The 19514-nt window shown below is 61.7% G+C and carries 16 protein-coding genes; 14 read left to right on the top strand and 2 right to left on the bottom strand.

Features of this window, described 5'->3' with window-relative positions:
* The first annotated feature begins 146 nt into the window (after positions 1 to 146).
* Positions 147 to 464 (top strand): Rieske (2Fe-2S) protein, encoded by a 318-nt coding sequence (locus J3P96_RS04615; protein WP_434655640.1) that lies wholly within the window; start codon positions 147 to 149, stop codon positions 462 to 464.
* On the opposite strand, the gene sfsA is transcribed toward J3P96_RS04615, so the two are convergent.
* Together sfsA and J3P96_RS04605 are read right to left on the bottom strand one after the other, a co-directional pair.
* Positions 420 to 1178, bottom strand: a complete 759-nt coding sequence (gene sfsA, locus J3P96_RS04610; RefSeq protein ID WP_434655638.1) for a DNA/RNA nuclease SfsA — start codon at positions 1176 to 1178, stop codon at positions 420 to 422. The two genes, J3P96_RS04615 and sfsA, sit on opposite strands and share 45 nt — an antisense overlap.
* On the bottom strand, positions 1178 to 2350 hold the full coding sequence (locus J3P96_RS04605; RefSeq protein ID WP_434655636.1) for a pyridoxal phosphate-dependent aminotransferase: 1173 nt from the start codon (positions 2348 to 2350) through the stop codon (positions 1178 to 1180). The genes sfsA and J3P96_RS04605 overlap by 1 nt, the downstream gene beginning before the upstream one ends.
* A gap of 336 nt (positions 2351 to 2686) precedes the next feature.
* On the opposite strand from J3P96_RS04605, the gene dksA reads away from it, so the two are divergent.
* The 13 genes from dksA to J3P96_RS04540 all read left to right on the top strand — a co-directional run bounded on the left by dksA (position 2687) and on the right by J3P96_RS04540 (position 19473).
* Positions 2687 to 3130 (top strand): RNA polymerase-binding protein DksA, encoded by a 444-nt coding sequence (gene dksA, locus J3P96_RS04600; protein ID WP_434571787.1) that lies wholly within the window; start codon positions 2687 to 2689, stop codon positions 3128 to 3130.
* A 223-nt stretch (positions 3131 to 3353) separates the two neighbouring features.
* Entirely contained in the window at positions 3354 to 4235 is an 882-nt protein-coding gene (gene gluQRS, locus J3P96_RS04595; protein WP_434655633.1) for a tRNA glutamyl-Q(34) synthetase GluQRS, read from the top strand.
* Between the two features lie 78 nt (positions 4236 to 4313).
* Entirely contained in the window at positions 4314 to 4490 is a 177-nt protein-coding gene (locus tag J3P96_RS04590) for a hypothetical protein (protein ID WP_003176118.1), read from the top strand.
* Positions 4474 to 7428: a sensor histidine kinase gene (locus tag J3P96_RS04585; protein WP_434628244.1), complete on the top strand. Its 2955-nt coding sequence runs from the start codon at positions 4474 to 4476 to the stop codon at positions 7426 to 7428. The genes J3P96_RS04590 and J3P96_RS04585 overlap by 17 nt, the downstream gene beginning before the upstream one ends.
* A 22-nt stretch (positions 7429 to 7450) precedes the next feature.
* Complete coding sequence (locus J3P96_RS04580) at positions 7451 to 8887, top strand: sigma-54-dependent transcriptional regulator (RefSeq protein WP_434655631.1); 1437 nt, start codon at positions 7451 to 7453, stop codon at positions 8885 to 8887.
* A gap of 714 nt (positions 8888 to 9601) precedes the next feature.
* A complete protein-coding gene (locus tag J3P96_RS04575) occupies positions 9602 to 10999 on the top strand; it encodes a polynucleotide adenylyltransferase PcnB (RefSeq protein WP_434601856.1) in 1398 nt (465 codons plus the stop codon).
* A gap of 3 nt (positions 11000 to 11002) precedes the next feature.
* Complete coding sequence (folK, locus tag J3P96_RS04570) at positions 11003 to 11488, top strand: 2-amino-4-hydroxy-6-hydroxymethyldihydropteridine diphosphokinase (protein ID WP_434655629.1); 486 nt, start codon at positions 11003 to 11005, stop codon at positions 11486 to 11488.
* Between the two features lie 327 nt (positions 11489 to 11815).
* Complete coding sequence (panB, locus tag J3P96_RS04565) at positions 11816 to 12616, top strand: 3-methyl-2-oxobutanoate hydroxymethyltransferase (RefSeq protein WP_434655627.1); 801 nt, start codon at positions 11816 to 11818, stop codon at positions 12614 to 12616.
* Positions 12613 to 13473: a pantoate--beta-alanine ligase gene (panC, locus tag J3P96_RS04560; protein ID WP_434628232.1), complete on the top strand. Its 861-nt coding sequence runs from the start codon at positions 12613 to 12615 to the stop codon at positions 13471 to 13473. The genes panB and panC overlap by 4 nt, the downstream gene beginning before the upstream one ends.
* Before the next feature lie 214 nt (positions 13474 to 13687).
* Positions 13688 to 14068, top strand: a complete 381-nt coding sequence (panD, locus tag J3P96_RS04555; protein ID WP_434655625.1) for an aspartate 1-decarboxylase — start codon at positions 13688 to 13690, stop codon at positions 14066 to 14068.
* Positions 14069 to 14411: 343 nt separating this feature from the next.
* Positions 14412 to 16076: a glucose-6-phosphate isomerase gene (gene pgi / locus J3P96_RS04550; protein WP_434655623.1), complete on the top strand. Its 1665-nt coding sequence runs from the start codon at positions 14412 to 14414 to the stop codon at positions 16074 to 16076.
* Between the two features lie 191 nt (positions 16077 to 16267).
* Entirely contained in the window at positions 16268 to 18205 is a 1938-nt protein-coding gene (acs, locus tag J3P96_RS04545) for an acetate--CoA ligase (RefSeq protein ID WP_305498769.1), read from the top strand.
* 251 nt (positions 18206 to 18456) lie between these two features.
* Complete coding sequence (locus J3P96_RS04540; protein ID WP_434655620.1) at positions 18457 to 19473, top strand: class I SAM-dependent rRNA methyltransferase; 1017 nt, start codon at positions 18457 to 18459, stop codon at positions 19471 to 19473.
* Positions 19474 to 19514 lie beyond the last annotated feature (41 nt).

Raw genomic sequence — 19514 nt, 5'->3', positions numbered from 1 at the left:
ATTTTTCACAGGGCCGAGCCTGGCGACGTATGCTCGGTCACCTGTGAAGGAGGCGCCATTTGATAATTGTTTTCATTTGACCGTCAAGCGCGGAACCTATGCCACATGAATCCCACAGGAAGATTCACAGACATGTCGAGACCCACATGAAATACCTTTGCGCCGCCGCTGAGTTACCGGACAACAACAGTCGCGGCTTCGACATCAAGGGGCGCAAGGTGCTGGCCGTGCGGCGCGCGGGCCAGGCCTACGTTTATCTCAACCGCTGCCCGCATCGCGGTGTGCCGCTGGAGTGGCAGCCTGACCAGTTCCTCGACCCCAGCGCCAGCCTGATCCAGTGCGCGACCCATGGCGCATTGTTCCTGATCGAAAGTGGTGAATGCGTCGCCGGCCCTTGCGCCGGGCAGTTCCTGGCCGCGCTAGACAGCCGGGAGGATGACCAAGGCATCTGGGTCGACCTGTAGCGGTTCAAGCAATACCGGCAGCGGGCGATCCACCCATATCTGCTCCGGCGTCAAAGTGACCCCGTAGGCCAATACTTCCACCCCGGCGGCCACCGCCTCACGCAACGCCGCCGCGTAGACCGGGTCGATTTCCTGCGCCGGGCGCACCGCGTCGATGCCACTCAGGTTTACGCAATAAAGCTGCACCGCCCGTACGCCGTCGCGGGCCAGACAAGCCAGTTCCCGCAGATGTTTGGCGCCACGCAGCGTCACCGCATCGGGAAATGCCGCCACATTTGTTGCATCGAAACCCAGCGTGACACTTTTGACCTCGACCCAGGCCGAGGTCTGGTCGGCATAGTCGAGTCGAAAATCGATACGGCTGTTCTCCACACCGTAGGCGACTTCGCGCTTCAGCCCGACAAAACCGTTCAGCTCCTTGATGACACCCGCGCGCAGTGCCTCTTCAACCAGGGGGTTGGCTCGCGCGGTATTGATGCAGGCCAACCGGCCTTGAGGGGTTTCGCCTATCTCCCAGGTCCCTGGCAGCTTGCGCTTGGGATCGCTGGAGCGGCTGAACCAGACGCGCGCGCCGTCGGCCATGCAATTGAGCATCGAGCCGGTGTTCGGGCAGTGGATGGTGAGCAGTTCGCCGTCAACGGTCTCGATATCGGCGAGAAAACGCTTGTAACGTCGAATCAGTCGACCTTCTTCCAGTGCAGGAGAAAAACGCATCAGTCTCGCCAGCTCCGCAGTCCACGTTCGATTCGCGTCACCGCTTCCTGTAGCCGAGGCAGGCTTTGGGTGTAGGCAAAACGCACATGATGGCCGGCCTGGTGCCGACCGAAATCCAGCCCCGGCGTGAACGCCACGTGTTCGGTTTCCAGGAAATGCTGGCAGAACGCAAAGGCATCGCCGCCGAACGCGTTGATATCGGCGTAAAGATAGAACGCACCTTCGGGCTCCACCGCGATGCCGAATCCCAACTCACGCAACGCCGGCAGCAGGAAGTCGCGACGCCGCGCGAACTCGGCACGACGCTGCTCGAAAATCTCGATGGTCGCGGGTTCGAAACAGGCCAGGGCCGCGTACTGGGCCATGCTCGGCGCACTGATGTAAAGATTCTGCGCAAGTTTCTCCAGCTCACTGACCGCCGCCGAAGGGGCCACCAGCCAACCGAGCCGCCAGCCGGTCATACCGAAATACTTGGAAAAACTGTTGAGAACAAAAGCATCATCGTCGACTTCCAGCACACTGGTGGCGTCGGTGCCATAAGTCAGGCCGTGATAGATCTCATCGACGACCAGGTGGCCATTGTGGCCCTTGATTGCCCTGGACAACCCCGCCAACTCGTCCCGAGAGAGAATCGTCCCGGTCGGGTTGGCCGGCGATGCCACCAGTGCCCCCACGCTGTCGTGGTCCCAATGGCGATCCACCAGGTCCGGGGTCAGTTGATAGCGCACGTCCGGCCCTACTGGCACCAATTGCGCCGCACCTTCGATCAGGCGCAGGAAATGGCGGTTGCAGGGGTAGCCAGGATCGGCCAGCAACCAATGCTTGCCCGGGTCGACGAGCAGGGCACTGGTCAGCAACAAGGCACCAGACCCACCCGGCGTGACCAGGATGCGCCGCGGATCGATGTCAACGCCGTGGCGCTGCACATAAAAGCCGGCGATGGCCTCGCGCAACTCGGGAATGCCGCGGGCTGCGGTGTAACGGGTCTTGCCGGCCGCCAGGGCGGCCTGGCCGGCCTGGATGATCGGCTCGGCGGTAGTGAAGTCCGGCTCGCCGATCTCCAGATGGATGACGTCGTGCCCGGCAGCCTGCAATTCGTTGGCGCGCGCCAGCAGCGCCATGACATGGAACGGTTCGATGGCACGGCTGCGTGCGCTGTAGGGCTGGGCCATTGGGCCATCCTTCACGAAAAAAGAACCGATTCTACCCAACTCGGGCAGCGGTGCGGGAACGAGCGCGAATACACAATGGTCCTACCGTAGATCGCTGGAAATGGCTCCGGCGATTGGCCCAGGCTTGACTAGAATCAAGCATTGAGCAGGATTGCACCCCCACCGAAGCGAACCCGGCCACGTTTTACAGGCCCCGGCCGCCGCAGGCTCGACAACCGGGAGTAGCGCGGCCCGATTTGATCTGGTAAGTTCGCCCGCTTGCAGCCGCAGGGCCGGCAGGTGTCGGTGATGGAGCAATCCTGCGTAGTGGATTACAAGAGTAGAGGCGGTCCATTCATGCCCACCCAAGCAAAGCAGAATCAAAATCAGTCGCTCAGCGGGTTTGAGCCGTATATCCCACAACCGGGCGAAGAGTACATGGGCGCCCCGATGCGCGCACACTTCACCAAGATCCTGAACAAGTGGAAACAGGACTTGATGCTGGAAGTCGACCGCACCGTGGACCATATGAAGGACGACGCTGCCAACTTCCCCGACCCGGCCGACCGTGCCAGCCAGGAAGAAGAGTTCGCCCTCGAATTGCGCGCCCGTGACCGGGAACGCAAGCTGATCAAGAAAATCGACAAGACGCTGCAACTGATCGAAGACGAAGAATACGGCTGGTGCGAGTCCTGCGGCGTCGAGATCGGCGTCAAGCGACTGGAAGCACGTCCAACCGCAGACATGTGCGTAGACTGCAAGACCCTGGCGGAAATCAAGGAAAAACAGGTCGGCAAGTAATCGCCGGGGCTGTCACCGAAACGGAGCGTTCATACGCTCCGTTTTTTGTTTGCGCACCTCCCGCACACCCAATCCCTTGTGGGAGCGAGCCTGCTCGCGAAAGCAGTGGGTCAGCCAACCTTGATACGACAGATACACCGCTGTCGCGAGCAGGCTCGCTCCCACAGGGGATATGCTTGTTGTCAAGATTGCCTACCGCCCTGACCCCAATGATATTCGCCTTATGACTGCCTACATCGGACGCTTCGCCCCCACCCCCAGCGGCCACCTGCACTTCGGCTCGCTGGTCGCCGCCCTGGCATCGTACCTCGACGCCCGGGCCGTGGGCGGGCGCTGGTTGTTGCGCATGGAAGACCTCGATCCACCGCGGGAAGAAGCCGGCGCGCAAGCGGCGATCCTGAATGCGCTGCAAACCTATGGTTTTGAATGGGATGGCGAAATGGTCCGCCAGAGCGACCGCCATGAAGCCTATCAACTGGTCATCGATCGCTTGTTCAGCCAAGGCCTGGCCTACGCCTGCACCTGTTCGCGCAAGCAACTGGAACCGTATCAGGGTATTTACCCGGGGCTATGTCGCAACGCCGGCCACGACACCGAGGACGCCGCCATCCGCCTGCGTGTCCCCGAGCTTGAATATCATTTCACCGACCGGGTCCAGGGCGAATTTCGCCAGCATCTGGGCCGTGAGGCCGGTGATTTCGTGATCCGTCGTCGTGACGGGCTCTACGCCTATCAGCTGGCGGTGGTGCTGGACGACGCCTGGCAAGGCGTCACCGATATCGTCCGCGGCGCTGACCTGCTGGACTCCACGCCGCGCCAGCTCTACCTGCAGGAACTCCTCGGGCTGCAACAACCGCGTTACCTGCATGTGCCGCTGATCACCCAGCCCGACGGGCACAAACTTGGCAAATCCTATCGTTCACCGCCGCTGACAGCGGACCAGGCTACACCGCTGCTGTTGCGGGCATTGCGCGCACTGGGCCAGCAACCGGGCCCGGAGCTCTGCGATGCCAGCCCCCGCGAACTGCTGGCCTGGGGCATTCGGCACTGGGATGCGACCAAGATCCCGCGCGTCCTCACCCTACCCGAAGCGCAAATACCATGACGGCCCTTGCAGCCTGCCGCCTATCCGTTACCATCGCCGCACGTTTTCGGGCACGCGCATAAACAAAGAGAGGCCGGGATGTACATCTATCGCTTGGTCCTGCTTTTGGTAGTCGGGATCTACCTGTTCTCCCCGGCCATCATGGATTGGTGGATCGATGCCACGGGTGCCTGGTATCGGCCGTATCTGCTCTGGCTGATCCTGATCGTCGTGACCTTCATCCTGCAGAGCCAAAAAGATGCCGATGAGCTTTAGCCTGACCCAGATGATCCTGATCAGCGCCGCCTACCTGGCGGTGCTGTTCGGCGTGGCCTGGATCAGCGAACGAGGCATGATCCCCCGGGCGATCATCCGCCACCCGCTGACCTACACCTTGTCGCTGGGGGTCTACGCCAGCGCATGGGCGTTTTATGGCACGGTCGGGCTGGCCTATCAGTATGGCTATGGTTTCCTGTCCAGCTACCTTGGGGTGTCCGGGGCCTTCCTGCTGGCGCCGGTGTTGCTCTATCCAATCCTGAAGATCACCCGTACCTACCAATTGTCATCGCTGGCCGACCTGTTCGCCTTCCGCTTTCGCAGCACCTGGGCCGGCGCGCTGACCACGATCTTCATGCTGGTCGGCGTGTTACCGCTGCTGGCCCTGCAAATCCAGGCCGTGGCCGATTCCATCAGCATCCTGACCCGCGAACCGGTGCAACATCGAGTAGCGCTGAGCTTCTGCGCGCTGATCATTCTGTTCACGATTTTTTTCGGCTCCCGGCACATCGCCACCCGGGAAAAACACGAAGGCCTGGTATTCGCCATTGCCTTTGAATCGGTGATCAAGCTGATCGCCATCGGTGGCGTCGGCCTCTACGCGCTGTACGGCGTGTTCGATGGCCCGCAGCAGCTCGAGCTTTGGCTGTTGCAGAACCAGACCGCCCTCGCCGCCCTGCATACGCCGTTGCAGGAAGGCCCGTGGCGCACGCTGTTGCTGGTGTTCTTCGCCTCGGCAATCGTGATGCCGCACATGTACCACATGACCTTCACCGAAAACCTCAACCCGCGCTCACTGGTCAGCGCGAGCTGGGGCCTGCCGCTGTTCCTGCTGTTGATGAGCCTGGCGGTGCCACTGATTCTGTGGGCAGGCCTGAAACTCGGCGCCAGCACCAATCCGGAATACTTCACCCTCGGCATCGGCATTGCCGCCAACAGCAAGGCCCTGGCATTGCTGGCCTATATCGGCGGGCTGTCGGCGGCCAGCGGCCTGATCATCGTCACCACTTTGGCGTTGTCGGGCATGGCCCTCAATCATCTGGTGCTGCCGCTCTACCAGCCGCCGGCGGAAGGAAACATCTACCGCTGGTTGAAATGGACCCGCCGCGCGCTGATCGTTGCGATCATCATGGCCGGTTATGGTTTCTACCTGATGCTGGGCGACGGGCAGGACCTGGCCAACCTGGGCATCGTCGCGTTCGTCGCCACCCTGCAGTTCCTGCCCGGCGTGCTGTCGGTCCTGTATTGGCCAACCGCCAACCGCCGCGGCTTTATCGCCGGCCTGATGGCCGGGATCCTGGTCTGGCTGGTCGCCATGCTGTTGCCGCTGCTGGGCAACCTGCAGGGGTTCTACATCCCGCTGCTGAACATGATCTACGTGCTCGACGACACCAGCTGGCACATGGCGGCCATCGCCTCGCTGGCGGCGAACGTGCTGATGTTCACCCTGATTTCGCTGTTCACCAACGCCAGCAGTGAAGAAGCCAGCGCCGCCGAAGCCTGCGCTGTGGACAACGTGCGTCGCCCGCAACGCCGCGAACTGCACGCCGCCTCGCCCCAGGAATTCGCCACGCAACTGGCCAAGCCGCTGGGCGCCAAGGCCGCACAAAAGGAAGTCGAACAGGCCCTGCGCGATCTTTACCTGCCGTTCGATGAGCGTCGCCCGTACGCGTTGCGTCGCTTGCGCGACCGGATCGAAGCCAACCTGTCCGGCCTGATGGGCCCCAGTGTGGCCCAGGACATGGTCGAAACCTTCCTGCCTTATAAGGCAGGCGGCGAAAACTACGTGACCGAAGACATCCACTTCATTGAAAGCCGCCTCGAGGACTACCATTCGCGCCTCACTGGCCTCGCCGCCGAGCTGGATGCCTTGCGCCGCTACCACCGCCAGACCCTGCAGGAACTGCCGATGGGCGTCTGTTCGCTGGCCAAGGACCAGGAAATCCTCATGTGGAACAAGGCCATGGAAGAGCTGACCGGCATCGCCGCCCAGCGCGTGGTCGGCTCGCGCTTGAGTACCCTGGGCGAGCCGTGGAAAGGTTTGCTGCAAGGCTTCATCGACCTGCCGGACGAACACCTGCACAAACAGCACTTGGCTCTCGACGGCCAGACCCGGTGGCTGAACCTGCACAAGGCGGCGATCGACGAGCCGTTGGCGCCGGGCAACAGCGGCCTGGTGCTGCTGGTGGAAGACCTGACCGACACCCAGATGCTCGAAGACAAGCTGGTCCATTCCGAGCGCCTGGCCAGCATCGGTCGACTGGCCGCCGGCGTGGCCCACGAAATTGGCAACCCGATCACCGGCATTGCCTGCCTGGCGCAGAACCTGCGCGAAGAACGCGAGGACGACGGTGAACTGACGGAAATCAGCGGGCAGATTCTCGAACAGACCAAGCGCGTGTCGCGCATTGTCCAGTCCCTGATGAGTTTCGCCCACGCCGGCGGCCACCAGCACAACGACGAGCCGGTGTGCCTGGCCGAAGTCGCCCAGGACGCCATTGGCCTGCTGGCACTCAACCGGCGCAATTTCGAAGTGCAGTTCTTCAACCTGTGCGACCCCGATCATTGGGTCGATGGCGATCCTCAGCGGCTCGCCCAGGTGCTGATCAACCTGCTTTCCAACGCGCGCGACGCCTCCCCGGCCGGCAGCGCGGTACGGGTCAAGAGCGAAGCCTTTGAACACACGGTCGACCTGATCGTCGAAGACGAAGGCAGCGGTATCCCACAGAACATCATGGATCGATTGTTCGAACCTTTCTTTACCACCAAGGATCCTGGCGAAGGCACCGGTCTGGGCCTCGCACTGGTCTATTCCATCGTTGAAGAGCATTATGGACAAATCACCATCGACAGCCCGGCCGATGTTCAGAGCCAACGCGGCACCCGTATCCGGGTGACCTTGCCGCGTCATGTCGAAGCGACGTCCGCTGTGAACTGAGACCGTCGAGAGAATCGAATCAATGCCGCACATTTTGATCGTCGAAGACGAAACAATTATCCGCTCCGCCTTGCGCCGCCTGCTGGAACGCAACCAGTACCAGGTCAGCGAAGCCGGTTCCGTGCAGGAAGCACAAGAGCGTTTCAGCATTCCAACGTTTGACCTGATCGTCAGTGACCTGCGCCTGCCTGGTGCCCCGGGGACCGAGTTGATCAAGCTCGGCCAGGGCACGCCTGTGCTGATCATGACCAGTTATGCCAGCCTGCGCTCGGCGGTCGACTCCATGAAAATGGGTGCGGTCGACTACATCGCCAAGCCGTTCGACCACGACGAAATGCTTCAGGCCGTCGCTCGAATCCTGCGTGACCGACAAACGGCGACCAGCCAGCCTTCGGAACCGACGAACGGCAAGACCGCTGCTCCAGGCAAGGCGGGCGCCAGCAACAGCAATGGCGAAATCGGCATCATCGGCTCCTGCCCACCCATGCAGGACCTCTACAGCAAGATCCGCAAAGTGGCACCGACCGATTCCAACGTCCTGATCCAGGGCGAGTCCGGCACCGGCAAGGAGCTTGTGGCCAGGGCGCTGCATAACCTGTCCCGCCGAGCCAAGGCGCCAATGATTTCGGTGAACTGTGCGGCCATCCCGGAAAGCCTGATCGAGTCCGAGCTGTTCGGCCATGAGAAAGGCGCCTTCACCGGCGCCAGCGCAGGGCGTGCCGGCCTGGTCGAGGCGGCGGACGGAGGCACGCTGTTTCTTGACGAAATCGGCGAGCTGCCCCTGGAAGCCCAGGCGCGGCTGTTGCGCGTCCTCCAGGAAGGCGAGATTCGTCGAGTCGGTTCGGTCCAGTCGCAAAAGGTCGATGTGCGCCTGATCGCCGCGACGCACCGCGATCTCAAGAGCCTGGCGAAAATCGGTCAGTTCCGTGAAGACCTGTATTACCGGCTGCACGTAATTGCCCTGAAGCTGCCGCCACTGCGCGAGCGCGGCGCGGACGTCAACGAGATTGCCAATGCCTTCCTCGCCCGCCAGAGCGCGCGGGTCAACCGCACCGACCTGAAGTTTGCCCCCGACGCCGAACAAGCCATTCGTCATTACGCCTGGCCGGGTAACGTCCGTGAGCTGGAAAATGCCGTGGAGCGCGCGGTGATCCTGTGCGAGAGCCCGGAAATTTCCGCCGACCTGCTGGGGATCGACATCGAATTGAGTGACCTGGACGATGAAGAATTCATCGGCCTGGCCCCTCAACAGGGCGGCGGCGCCAACAACACCAGCCACGAACCCACCGAAGACCTGTCGCTGGAGGACTACTTCCAGCACTTCGTCCTGGAGCACCAGGACCACATGACCGAGACGGAACTGGCGCGCAAGCTGGGCGTGAGCCGCAAGTGCCTGTGGGAGCGCCGCCAGCGCCTGGGTATCCCACGACGCAAGACGGGCGTCGCCAGCGAGAGCTGAAACACGCAGGTAACACCGCAGGCTGTGAAAAAACTGTTACCTCAGCTTTTTCACGTAACAGATGCCGGGGTTTACGGTAACGAAACCCCGGCTTTTTTTCGCCTCGAAAAAACCGCTATAACCATAGAACCCCCGGTTTCGCTGGGCCTGCCAAAAGTTGGCACGCACCCTGCTATAGCTTTGGTACAAGAACAATAACAAGCAATGCACAAGACAATAAAAATAAGACGAATCGACTCACGCACAATAAAAACAAGACGGCGAGAGGCGCAGCTAACTGATTCTTTTGGAGAGGCGTTGTATTTGGGGCTTGCCCCACAACCAGGCCGAGAACAATAAAACTGTCTCAAGACAGGTGCCTGAACTGGTTGGATCGATTGATCACTGCAACACAGCGACCAAAGCAATCCGTTTGCTCTTGGCTCCCGATTGGGAGGGTCACGAAGGGAAACCTCGTGGCGCGGGCACTCAACAAAAACAAAAAGCCCGAAACCAATAATAAGAACAGAGCACGCAACTAATTCTGGGGGAGCTTCGGCTCCCCTTGTGGTTTCTGTCATTCCGCCTTCCCCGCAGCCTACAAGCTCGTCGCCTAAAGCTTGCAGCTCAAAACTCCTGTGTCCTACACCATCCCTCGACTAAATGCTAGAATCCCCGCCCATCATGCGGTCATTCCTCGTTTTTGGCCGAATATTCCTTCAAACAGTGCATCCCATGCTGAAGAAGCTGTTCCAGTCATTCCGTTCTCCCTTGCGTCGTACGCAACACATCCGCAGCACGCCTGAAGTGCTCAACAGCGGCCAGCATTCGTTGCAAAAGGCCCAATTCAGCCGTTACGCGGTGAACATCGTCGAACGCCTGCAGAACGCCGGCTACCAGGCTTACCTGGTCGGTGGTTGCGTGCGCGACATGCTGCTCAATATCACGCCCAAGGATTTCGACGTCGCCACCAGTGCCACGCCTGAGCAGATACGAGCCGAGTTCCGCAATGCGCGGATCATCGGGCGGCGCTTCAAGCTGGTGCACATCCACTTCGGCCGCGAAATCATCGAGGTCGCGACGTTCCGCGCCAACCACCCGCAAAACGACGAAGAAGAAGACAGCAACCAGTCTTCGCGCAACGAGAGCGGGCGCATCCTGCGCGATAACGTCTACGGCACATTGGAAGAAGACGCGCAGCGCCGCGACTTCACCATCAACGCGCTGTATTACGACCCGGTCAGCGAACGCATTCTCGATTACGCCAACGGCGTTCACGACATCCGCAACCGGCTTATCCGCCTGATTGGCGATCCCAGGCAGCGTTACCAGGAAGACCCGGTGCGGATGCTGCGGGCCGTGCGTTTCGCCGCCAAGCTGGATTTTGGCATTGAAAAGCACAGCGCCCTGCCGATTCGCGAACTGGCGCCGATGCTGAGGGAAATCCCGTCGGCGCGCCTGTTCGAAGAAGTGCTCAAGTTGTTCCTCTCGGGTCACGCCGCAGACACCTTCGAAATGCTCGTCGACCTGCAGTTGTTCGACCCGCTGTTCCCCGCCAGTGCCGAGGCGCTGGAATACAACCCGACCTACACCCACACCTTGATCAGCGAAGCGTTGATCAACACCGACCTGCGCATCAAGCAGAACAAACCGGTGACCCCGGCGTTCCTGTTCGCCGCCTTGCTCTGGCCCGCCCTGCCCGCCCGGGTCCTGCGTTTGCAGGAACGCGGCATGCCGCCGATTCCGGCAATGCAGGAAGCCGCCCACGAGCTGATCGCAGAGCAATGCCAGCGCATCGCCATTCCAAAACGCTTCACGATGCCGATCCGCGAGATCTGGGACATGCAAGAGCGCCTGCCGCGGCGCAGCGGCAAACGCGCCGACCTGCTGCTGGACAACCCGCGTTTCCGCGCCGGTTACGACTTCCTGCTGCTGCGCGAAAGCGCCGGCGAACAGACCGATGGCCTGGGCGAATGGTGGACCGATTACCAGGACGCCAACGACAGCGAGCGCCGCGACATGATCCGCGAACTGAGCGGCAAGGATGACGGCGCCAGCGGCCCGCGCAAACGTCGCCGCAGCAGTGGCGCCAAGCGCAAACGTGCCGGTGCGCCAAGCGCCTCGGGCGAGTGATCGATGGAACGCATCTACATCGGCATGGGCAGCAACCTGGCCGAGCCCGCCGAACAATTGCGCAGCGCCGTCGAGGCGCTGGCGCGACTGCCCGAGACGCGATTGGCGGGCGTTTCAGCGTTCTATCAAAGCGACTCCCTGCTCCCCGGCCAACCGCGCTATACCAATGCCGTTGCGGCGCTGGACAGCAACCTAGCGCCGCTGGACTTGCTCGATGCACTACAGGCCATCGAAACCGGCCAGGGCCGCGAGCGCCTCGAGCGCTGGGGCCCGCGCACCCTGGACCTGGATATTCTGCTGTTCGGTGATCACCTGATCGACGAGCCGCGCCTCGAAGTCCCTCATTACCATATGCACGCCCGAGCCTTTGTCCTGTATCCGCTGGCCGAGCTCGCGCCCGCCGACCTGCGCCTGGCCGATGGGCGTTTGCTCAAGGACCTCCTCGCGGCGTGCCCCTTCGTCGGCCTGGAGCGCCTGCCTGCTAACTGACACCAATCCCCTGTGGGAGCGAGCCTGCTCGCGAAAGCTTTGCGTCAGCCTCATTTGCCGGACTGGTACACCGCCTTCGCGAGCAGGCTCGCTCCCACAAAAAATCCGCGACCAGGCAGTCAGTTTTTAAACACGCCTCCACGCTGAAACGCATCAGTAACCTCGGTAACACCCACCGGTAACACATCCAATTGACTTCCCGGTTGCTCCTCACGACTATAGGCGTCCCGTCGCCGCCAACGCGGCGCTAATGGGCGTAATCCAGGCCTTACAAGCACCACGCATAGAAGGTGCGCCTGTATTGGAGCGCCTAATGAGGACTTTTTCATGCCAGCTATTACCCTGACCACGCTGCAAGGTCTCAAGCAGAAAGGTGAAAAAATCACCATGCTGACCTGCTATGACGCAACCTTCGCCCATGCCTGCAACGAGGCCGGTGTCGAAGTGCTGCTGGTGGGCGATTCCCTCGGCATGGTGCTGCAAGGTCACGACAGCACGCTGCCGGTGACCACCGCCGAGATGGCCTACCATGTAGCCGCCGTCAAACGCGGTAACACCGACGCGCTGATCCTCGCCGACCTGCCGTTCATGGCCTACGCCACCCTCGAACAAACCATGACCAACAGCGCCATGCTCATGCAGGCCGGTGCCCACATGGTCAAGGTCGAAGGCGCGTTGTGGCTCGCCGACTCGATCCGCCTGCTGGCCGAGCGCGGCATCCCGGTGTGCGCACACCTGGGCCTGACGCCCCAGGCGGTGAATATCCTCGGTGGCTACAAGGTCCAGGGCCGCAACGAAAACCAGGCGCGGCAGATGCGTGCCGATGCGATTGCGCTGGAACAGGCCGGTGCCGCCATGTTGCTGCTCGAATGCGTACCCAGCGAGCTGGCGCAGGAAATCACTCAAGCGGTAAAAATCCCGGTGATCGGCATCGGCGCCGGTAACGCTACCGACGGCCAGGTACTGGTGCTCCACGACATGCTTGGGCTGTCGATTACCGGCCGCGTACCCAAGTTCGTGAAGAATTTCATGGCCGGGCAAACCACTATCCAGGCAGCCTTGTCCGCCTATGTCGCTGAAGTGAAGGCGGCAACCTTCCCTGGCGCCGAGCACGGATTTTCCGCATGAACACCGTCAAGACCGTACGCGAACTCCGCGCCGCCGTGGCCCGCGCCCGGGGCGAAGGCAAACGCATCGCCTTTGTCCCGACCATGGGCAACCTGCACAGCGGGCACATGGCGCTGGTGACCAAGGCGGCGCAACGGGCCGATTTTGTCGTGGCGAGTATTTTCGTCAATCCGCTGCAATTCGGCGCTGGCGAAGACCTCGACAAATATCCGCGCACCCTCGCGGCCGACCAGGAGAAACTGCTCCAGGCCGGCTGCCATCTGCTGTTCGCGCCCAGCGTGGAGGAGATGTATCCCGATGGCATGGCCGGTCAGACCCGCGTCAGCGTCCCGCAGTTGTCCGAAGGCCTGTGTGGCGCCAGCCGTCCGGGGCATTTTGAAGGCGTGGCTACCGTGGTCAGCAAGCTCTTCAACATGGTCCAGCCGGATCTGGCGGTGTTCGGCCAGAAGGATTTCCAGCAACTGGCGGTGATCCGCGCGCTGGTGCATGACCTGAACATGCCGATCCAGATCATCGGCGAGCCGACCGTGCGCGCCGATGACGGCCTGGCGCTGTCTTCGCGCAACGGTTTTCTCAGCCCCGAGCAACGCGCCGTGGCGCCCGTGGTCTACCGTGCCCTGAGCCAGATCGCCGAAGCGATCAGGCAGGGGCGACGGGACTTCCCGGCGCTGATTGGCGAACAGCTCAAACAGCTCGAATCCGCCGGCCTGCGTCCCGATTACCTGGAAATCCGTGACGCCAGGACCTTGCGCCCAGCTGTGAGCGAGGATCGCGACCTGGTGATTCTGGTCGCCGCCTTCCTGGGCACCACGCGCCTGATCGACAACCTGCATCTGGAACTCGACACGCCCGCCTGAACACCTCAGCGCCCCTGTGGGAGCGAGCCTGCTCGCGAAAACGGCAGGTCAGTTGGCGCAAGCGTCGACTGATACACCGCCTTCGCGAGCAGGCTCGCTCCCACAGGAGTATGGGGTGCCTGACAGACTGTATTTGAAGATCCCACGCGTATTGCCGCCCCCCAAGCCTTCGGGCAAACTGCCCGCCGTTTGGACCCGACCAGAGGAAACACTCATGCACGCCATCATGCTCAAGGCCAAGCTGCACCGCGCCGAAGTCACTCACGCCGTGCTCGACTACGAAGGCTCCTGCGCCATTGACGGTGATTGGCTGGACCTGTCGGGCATCCGCGAATACGAACAGATCCAGATCTACAACGTCGACAACGGCGAGCGCTTCACCACCTACGCCATCCGTGGCGAAGAAGGCTCGCGGATGATCTCGGTCAACGGCGCTGCGGCGCACAAGGCCAAGGTCGGAGACCGCGTCATCATCTGCGCCTATGCCCATTACAGCGAAGCCGAACTGCTCAACTTCAAGCCGCGCATGCTTTACATGGCGCCGGGCAACGAACTGAGCCACACCAGCAACGCCATTCCGGTCCAGGTGGCCTGACCGAATCCAACGGCTCCCACGCTCCTCTTCCGTGGGAGCGAGCCTGCTCGCGAAGGCGGTGCGTCAGTCACTCACAATGTATCGGCCAGAGCGCTTTCGCGAGCAGGCTCGCTCCCACAGGGGGAATCTGCGTTCCGCCTGTCGGACCCTATCACCCGCTGTTGTATAAAAAAGTACCGGGAAACTGTCAGACAAAGTCAAGACAGATCGCAACGCGAGGTTTACTGTAGTCGCCCTGTGTCCGGCGATCGTGTCGACGCAGTTGTCCGGACGCCCTTCTCGGGCCGCGCCGGAATTTTTCAGTGTTAAAAAGGCCGTTCAAAGTAAAAGGAAACCCGCAGCGATGGCGTATTACCGAACTCCTCATGACGTGACCGCTCTGCCCGCCTGGCAAGCGCTGAATGACCACCGCAAAGCCATGCAGGATTTCAGCATGCGCGAAGCGTTCAATGCCGATCCGCAGCGTTTCAATCAATTCACCCTGTCGAGCTGCGGCCTGTTTCTCGACTATTCGAAGAACCTGATCAACGCCCAGACCCGCGACCTGTTGGTAAACCTGGCCAACGAAGTCGACCTCAAGGGCGCGATCGAGGCGCTGTTCGAAGGCGAAATCGTCAACGCCTCGGAGAACCGCCCGGCCCTGCACACCGCGCTGCGTCGCCCGGTCGGCGACAAATTGCTGGTCAGTGGCGTCAACGTGATGCCCGATGTGCACAAAGTGCTGAACCAGATTACCGATCTGGTCGGTCGCATTCACGATGGCCTGTGGCGCGGCTACACCGAAAAACCGATTACCGACGTGGTGAACATCGGCATCGGTGGCTCCTTCCTCGGCCCGCAGCTGGTGTCCGAAGCGCTGTTGTCCTACACGCATAAAGGCGTGCGCTGTCACTACCTGGCGAACATCGACGGCAGTGAGTTCCACGAGCTGGCCCAGAAGCTGCGCGCCGAGACCACGTTGTTCATTGTCTCGTCGAAATCCTTCAATACCCTCGAGACCCTGAAGAATGCCGAGGCCGCTCGTGCCTGGTACCTGGCCCAGGGTGGCTCGGAAGCGGAGCTCTATCGCCACTTCATCGCGGTATCGAGCAACAACGCCGCCGCGGTGGCCTTCGGCATCCGTGAAGAAAACATCTTCCCTATGTGGGACTGGGTCGGCGGCCGTTACTCGCTGTGGTCGGCCATCGGTCTGCCAATCGCCCTGGCCATCGGCATGTCGAACTTCAAGGAGCTGCTGTCCGGCGCCTATTCCATGGACCAGCATTTCCAGAGCGCGCCGTTCGACCAGAACATGCCGGTGCTGCTGGCGCTGCTTGGCGTGTGGTACGGCAATTTCTGGGGCGCGCAAAGCCACGCGATCCTGCCGTACGACCACTATCTGCGCAACATCACCAAGCATCTCCAGCAACTGGACATGGAATCCAACGGCAAGAGCGTCCGCCAGGATGGCACGCCGGTGTCCACCGATACGGGGCCAGTGATCTGGGGTGGCGTCGGCGCCAACGGTCAGCACGCCTACCATCAATTGCTGCATCAGGGCACCCAACTGATCCCGGCCGATTTCATCGTGCCGATCGTCAGCTTCAACCCGGTTGCCGACCATCATCAGTGGCTGTACGCCAACTGCCTGTCCCAGAGCCAGGCGCTGATGCTCGGCAAGACTCGCAGCGAGGCCGAGGCCGAGTTGCGCGATAAAGGCGCCAGTGAAGAAGAAGTGCAGAAGCTCGCCCCCCACAAGGTGATCCCGGGCAACCGCCCGAGCAACACCCTGGTGGTCGAACGCATCAGCCCGCGCCGCCTCGGTGCACTGGTTGCGCTGTATGAGCACAAGGTATTCGTGCAAAGCGTGGTCTGGGGCATCAATGCCTTCGACCAATGGGGCGTGGAACTTGGCAAGGAACTGGGCAAAGGCGTCTACAACCGCCTGGTGGGCAGCGAAGAAAGCCCGGCCGAAGATGCTTCGACCCAAGGCCTGATCAGCTACTTCCGCGGACGTCATCGCGGCTGATCCGAAGTTTGCGCTAACCCTGTGGGAGCGAGCCTGCTCGCGAAGGCGGTGTTTCAGTCAACCTCCGTGTTAACTGGTCCATCGCCTTCGCGAGCAGGCTCGCTCCCACAGTTGTTTTGCACATGACTTGAACCCTCCAGTTACTCGGCGCATCTTTATGTCTTGTCGCAAAACAAGAATAAGGAACCGTCATGTTCGATATCAGCCAGTACCCCCACGCCGATGCCGTCCGCCGGGCTGCGCAATTGAGTCAGGACGAGTACAAGCGGCTCTATAAAGAATCCATTGAACACCCCAGCGCCTTCTGGGCCGAGCAGGCCACGCGTTTTCTTGACTGGATGACGCCGTGGCAGACCGTCCAGCGCTACGACTTGAAGAGCGGCGAAGCGAGCTGGTTCGCCGGTGGCAAGCTGAACGTCAGCGCCAACTGCATCGACCGTCACCTGGACACGCGCGGCGACCAGATCGCGATCATCTGGGAAGGCGACAATCCCGCCGAATCGGCACAGATCACCTACAAGAAACTTCACCATCATGTGTGCCGCCTGGCCAACGTGCTGAAAAGCCGTGGCGTGAAAAAAGGCGATCGGGTCTGCATCTACATGCCGATGATCCCGGAAGCGGCCTACGCCATGCTCGCCTGCACCCGCATCGGCGCGGTGCATTCGGTGGTGTTCGGCGGGTTCTCGCCGGACTCGCTGCGCGACCGGATTCTCGATGCCGATTGCCGCACCGTCATTACCGCCGACGAAGGCGTGCGCGGCGGGCGATTCATACCGCTCAAGCGCAACGTCGACAAGGCGCTGGAAAGCTGCCCGGACGTCAGCACCGTGCTGGTGGTGGAGCGCACCCAGGGCGAGGTGGAGTGGGTCGAAGGGCGCGACGTCTGGTACCACCAGGCCATGCACGACATGAGCGACGACTGCCCCCCCGAACCGATGGACGCCGAGGACCCGCTGTTCATCCTCTACACCTCCGGCAGCACCGGCAAACCCAAGGGCGTGCTGCACACCACCGGCGGCTATCTGTTGCAGGCGGCGATGACCTTCAAGTACGTGCTGGATTACCGCGACAACGAAGTGTTCTGGTGCACCGCCGATGTCGGCTGGGTCACCGGCCATAGCTATATCGTCTACGGGCCACTGGCGAACGGCGCCACCACGCTGATCTTCGAGGGCGTGCCAAGCCATCCGAGCAGTTCGCGGTTCTGGCAGGTGATCGACAAACATCAGGTCAACATCTTCTACACCGCCCCGACCGCCCTGCGCGCGCTGATGCGCGAGGGCGCCGGGCCGCTGCAGGACACTTCGCGCAAGAGCCTGCGATTGCTCGGAAGTGTCGGTGAGCCGATCAACCCGGAAGCGTGGGAATGGTATTTCAACGTCGTCGGCGAACAACGCTGCCCGATTGTCGATACCTGGTGGCAGACCGAAACCGGCGGCATCATGCTCAGCCCGCTGGTAAGCGCGCCACGGCTCAAGCCGGGCTGCGCCACCCGGCCGATGTTCGGCGTGCAGCCGGTGCTGCTGGATGAAGTCGGCAAGGAGATCAGCGGCGCGGGCAGCGGCGTACTGGCGATAAAATCCAGTTGGCCAGGGCAGATTCGCAGCGTCTACGGCGACCACCAACGAATGGTCGACACCTACTTCAAGCCTTACCCCGGGTACTATTTCACCGGCGACGGCGCCCGTCGCGACGAAGATGGCGACTATTGGATCACCGGGCGTATCGACGATGTGATCAATGTATCGGGCCACCGTATCGGCACCGCCGAGGTAGAGAGTGCGCTGGTGTTGCACGACAGCATTGCCGAGGCAGCAGTCGTGGGTTATCCCCATGACTTGAAAGGCCAGGGCATCTACGCCTTTGTCACGCCGATGAACGGGGTCGAAGCCAACGACGAGTTGAAGAAGGAGTTGCTGGCCCATGTCAGCAAGGAAATCGGCAGTTTTGCCAAACCGGAACTGATCCAGTGGGCGCCGGCCCTGCCGAAGACCCGCTCGGGGAAGATCATGCGGCGGATCCTGCGCAAGATCGCCTGCAACGAGCTCGACAGCCTGGGCGACACCTCGACCCTGGCTGATCCGAGCGTGGTGGAGGGTTTGATCGACACGCGCCTGAACCGCTGAGACAGGCGCCCCAATATCCTGAAGCACCCATTTCTTGTGGCGAGGGGATTTATCCCCGTTGGGCTGCACAGCAGCCCTGAAACCTGACCATTCGGAGTGTCGGTCAGACCTCGCTCTCTCTATGGAGACTGCTGCGCAGTCCAACGGGGATAAATCCCCTCGCCACAGATGATCGGTGCCAGTCTGAACAGTGGGTCTCTAGCCTATAACTGCTAAACTCCCGCGCCTCATTTCCTTAAGGCGCGCCCGGCATGTCTTCCTTGAATCTGGCGCTGCGCGCCGCCCTCGACCAGCGTCAGGACCTGCTTGGCCAACTGCATCAGCAGGGCACCGATTGCTATCGCCTGTTCCACGGCAGCCAGGAAGGCGCTCCCGGCCTGACGGTCGACCGCTACGGCCCGCAGCTGCTGGTGCAGAGTTTTCATCAGTCACTGGAGCGCGAGGCCCTGTTGCAACTGCACGGCATCGTCAATCAACACTTGGGCCTGGATACCCTGCTGGTCTACAACGACCGCGCCCGGGGCAACTCGCGCATCGACCGCCAGGACAGCATTTATCAGCCTGACGAGGCTGCCTTGCAAGACCTGGTTGGCCATGAGTGGGGGTTGAACTACCGGGTTCGCGGACGTCACGCCGGGCAGGATCCGTTGCTGTTTCTCGATCTGCGCAACGCCCGGGGCTGGGTCAAGGATCACAGCCGGAACAAAAGCGTGCTGAACCTGTTCGCCTATACCTGCGGCGTCGGCCTGAGCGCCGCGGCGGGCGGAGCGCGCGAGGTGTGCAACCTGGACTTCGCCGAGGGCAACCTGGCGGTGGGCCGCGATAACGGCCTGCTCAATCCCGACCTGCCGACGATGGAATTCGTCCAGTCGGATTATTTCCCGGCGATTCGCCAACTCGCCGGCTTGCCGATCAGTCAACGCCGCGGACAGAAACTGCCCGCTTACGTGCGCCTGGAGCAACGCCAATATGACCTGGTGCTGCTCGACCCGCCGGCCTGGGCCAAGAGCGCTTTCGGCACAGTCGACCTGCTGCGCGATTACCAAAGCCTGCTTAAGCCGGCACTGCTCACCACCGCCGAAAATGGCGTGCTGATCTGCTGCAACAACCTGGCGAAGGTGTCCATGGACGACTGGCGCGAGCAGGTATTGCGCTGTGCGGAAAAAGCCGGCCGCCCGGTTCGCGAGTGGAGCGTGCTGACACCTGGCAGCGATTTTCCCTCGCAGGATCAACAGCCGCCGCTCAAGACGTTGATCCTCCAGCTCTGAGCCCCCATGAATTCCCACGAATAAAACGGACAATTCTCATA

Origin of the sequence: Pseudomonas sp. R3-56 (assembly GCF_051132075.1) — a bacterium.
GTDB lineage: Bacteria > Pseudomonadota > Gammaproteobacteria > Pseudomonadales > Pseudomonadaceae > Aquipseudomonas.
This window is presented reverse-complemented; position numbering and strand designations above follow the sequence as displayed.

Bases quoted from the DNA above. Each gene is read 5' to 3' on its own strand.
- J3P96_RS04615 (WP_434655640.1), top strand. From the start codon at position 147: ATGAAATACCTTTGCGCCGCCGCTGAGTTACCGGACAACAACAGTCGC.
- folK (WP_434655629.1), top strand. From the start codon at position 11,003: ATGGAACGCATCTACATCGGCATGGGCAGCAACCTGGCCGAGCCCGCC.
- J3P96_RS04575 (WP_434601856.1), top strand. From the start codon at position 9,602: ATGCTGAAGAAGCTGTTCCAGTCATTCCGTTCTCCCTTGCGTCGTACG.
- J3P96_RS04590 (WP_003176118.1), top strand. From the start codon at position 4,314: ATGTACATCTATCGCTTGGTCCTGCTTTTGGTAGTCGGGATCTACCTG.
- J3P96_RS04540 (WP_434655620.1), top strand. From the start codon at position 18,457: ATGTCTTCCTTGAATCTGGCGCTGCGCGCCGCCCTCGACCAGCGTCAG.
- gluQRS (WP_434655633.1), top strand. From the start codon at position 3,354: ATGACTGCCTACATCGGACGCTTCGCCCCCACCCCCAGCGGCCACCTG.
- sfsA (WP_434655638.1), bottom strand. From the start codon at position 1,178: ATGCGTTTTTCTCCTGCACTGGAAGAAGGTCGACTGATTCGACGTTAC.
- pgi (WP_434655623.1), top strand. From the start codon at position 14,412: ATGGCGTATTACCGAACTCCTCATGACGTGACCGCTCTGCCCGCCTGG.
- J3P96_RS04605 (WP_434655636.1), bottom strand. From the start codon at position 2,350: ATGGCCCAGCCCTACAGCGCACGCAGCCGTGCCATCGAACCGTTCCAT.
- dksA (WP_434571787.1), top strand. From the start codon at position 2,687: ATGCCCACCCAAGCAAAGCAGAATCAAAATCAGTCGCTCAGCGGGTTT.
- J3P96_RS04585 (WP_434628244.1), top strand. From the start codon at position 4,474: ATGCCGATGAGCTTTAGCCTGACCCAGATGATCCTGATCAGCGCCGCC.
- panC (WP_434628232.1), top strand. From the start codon at position 12,613: ATGAACACCGTCAAGACCGTACGCGAACTCCGCGCCGCCGTGGCCCGC.
- J3P96_RS04580 (WP_434655631.1), top strand. From the start codon at position 7,451: ATGCCGCACATTTTGATCGTCGAAGACGAAACAATTATCCGCTCCGCC.
- panB (WP_434655627.1), top strand. From the start codon at position 11,816: ATGCCAGCTATTACCCTGACCACGCTGCAAGGTCTCAAGCAGAAAGGT.
- panD (WP_434655625.1), top strand. From the start codon at position 13,688: ATGCACGCCATCATGCTCAAGGCCAAGCTGCACCGCGCCGAAGTCACT.
- acs (WP_305498769.1), top strand. From the start codon at position 16,268: ATGTTCGATATCAGCCAGTACCCCCACGCCGATGCCGTCCGCCGGGCT.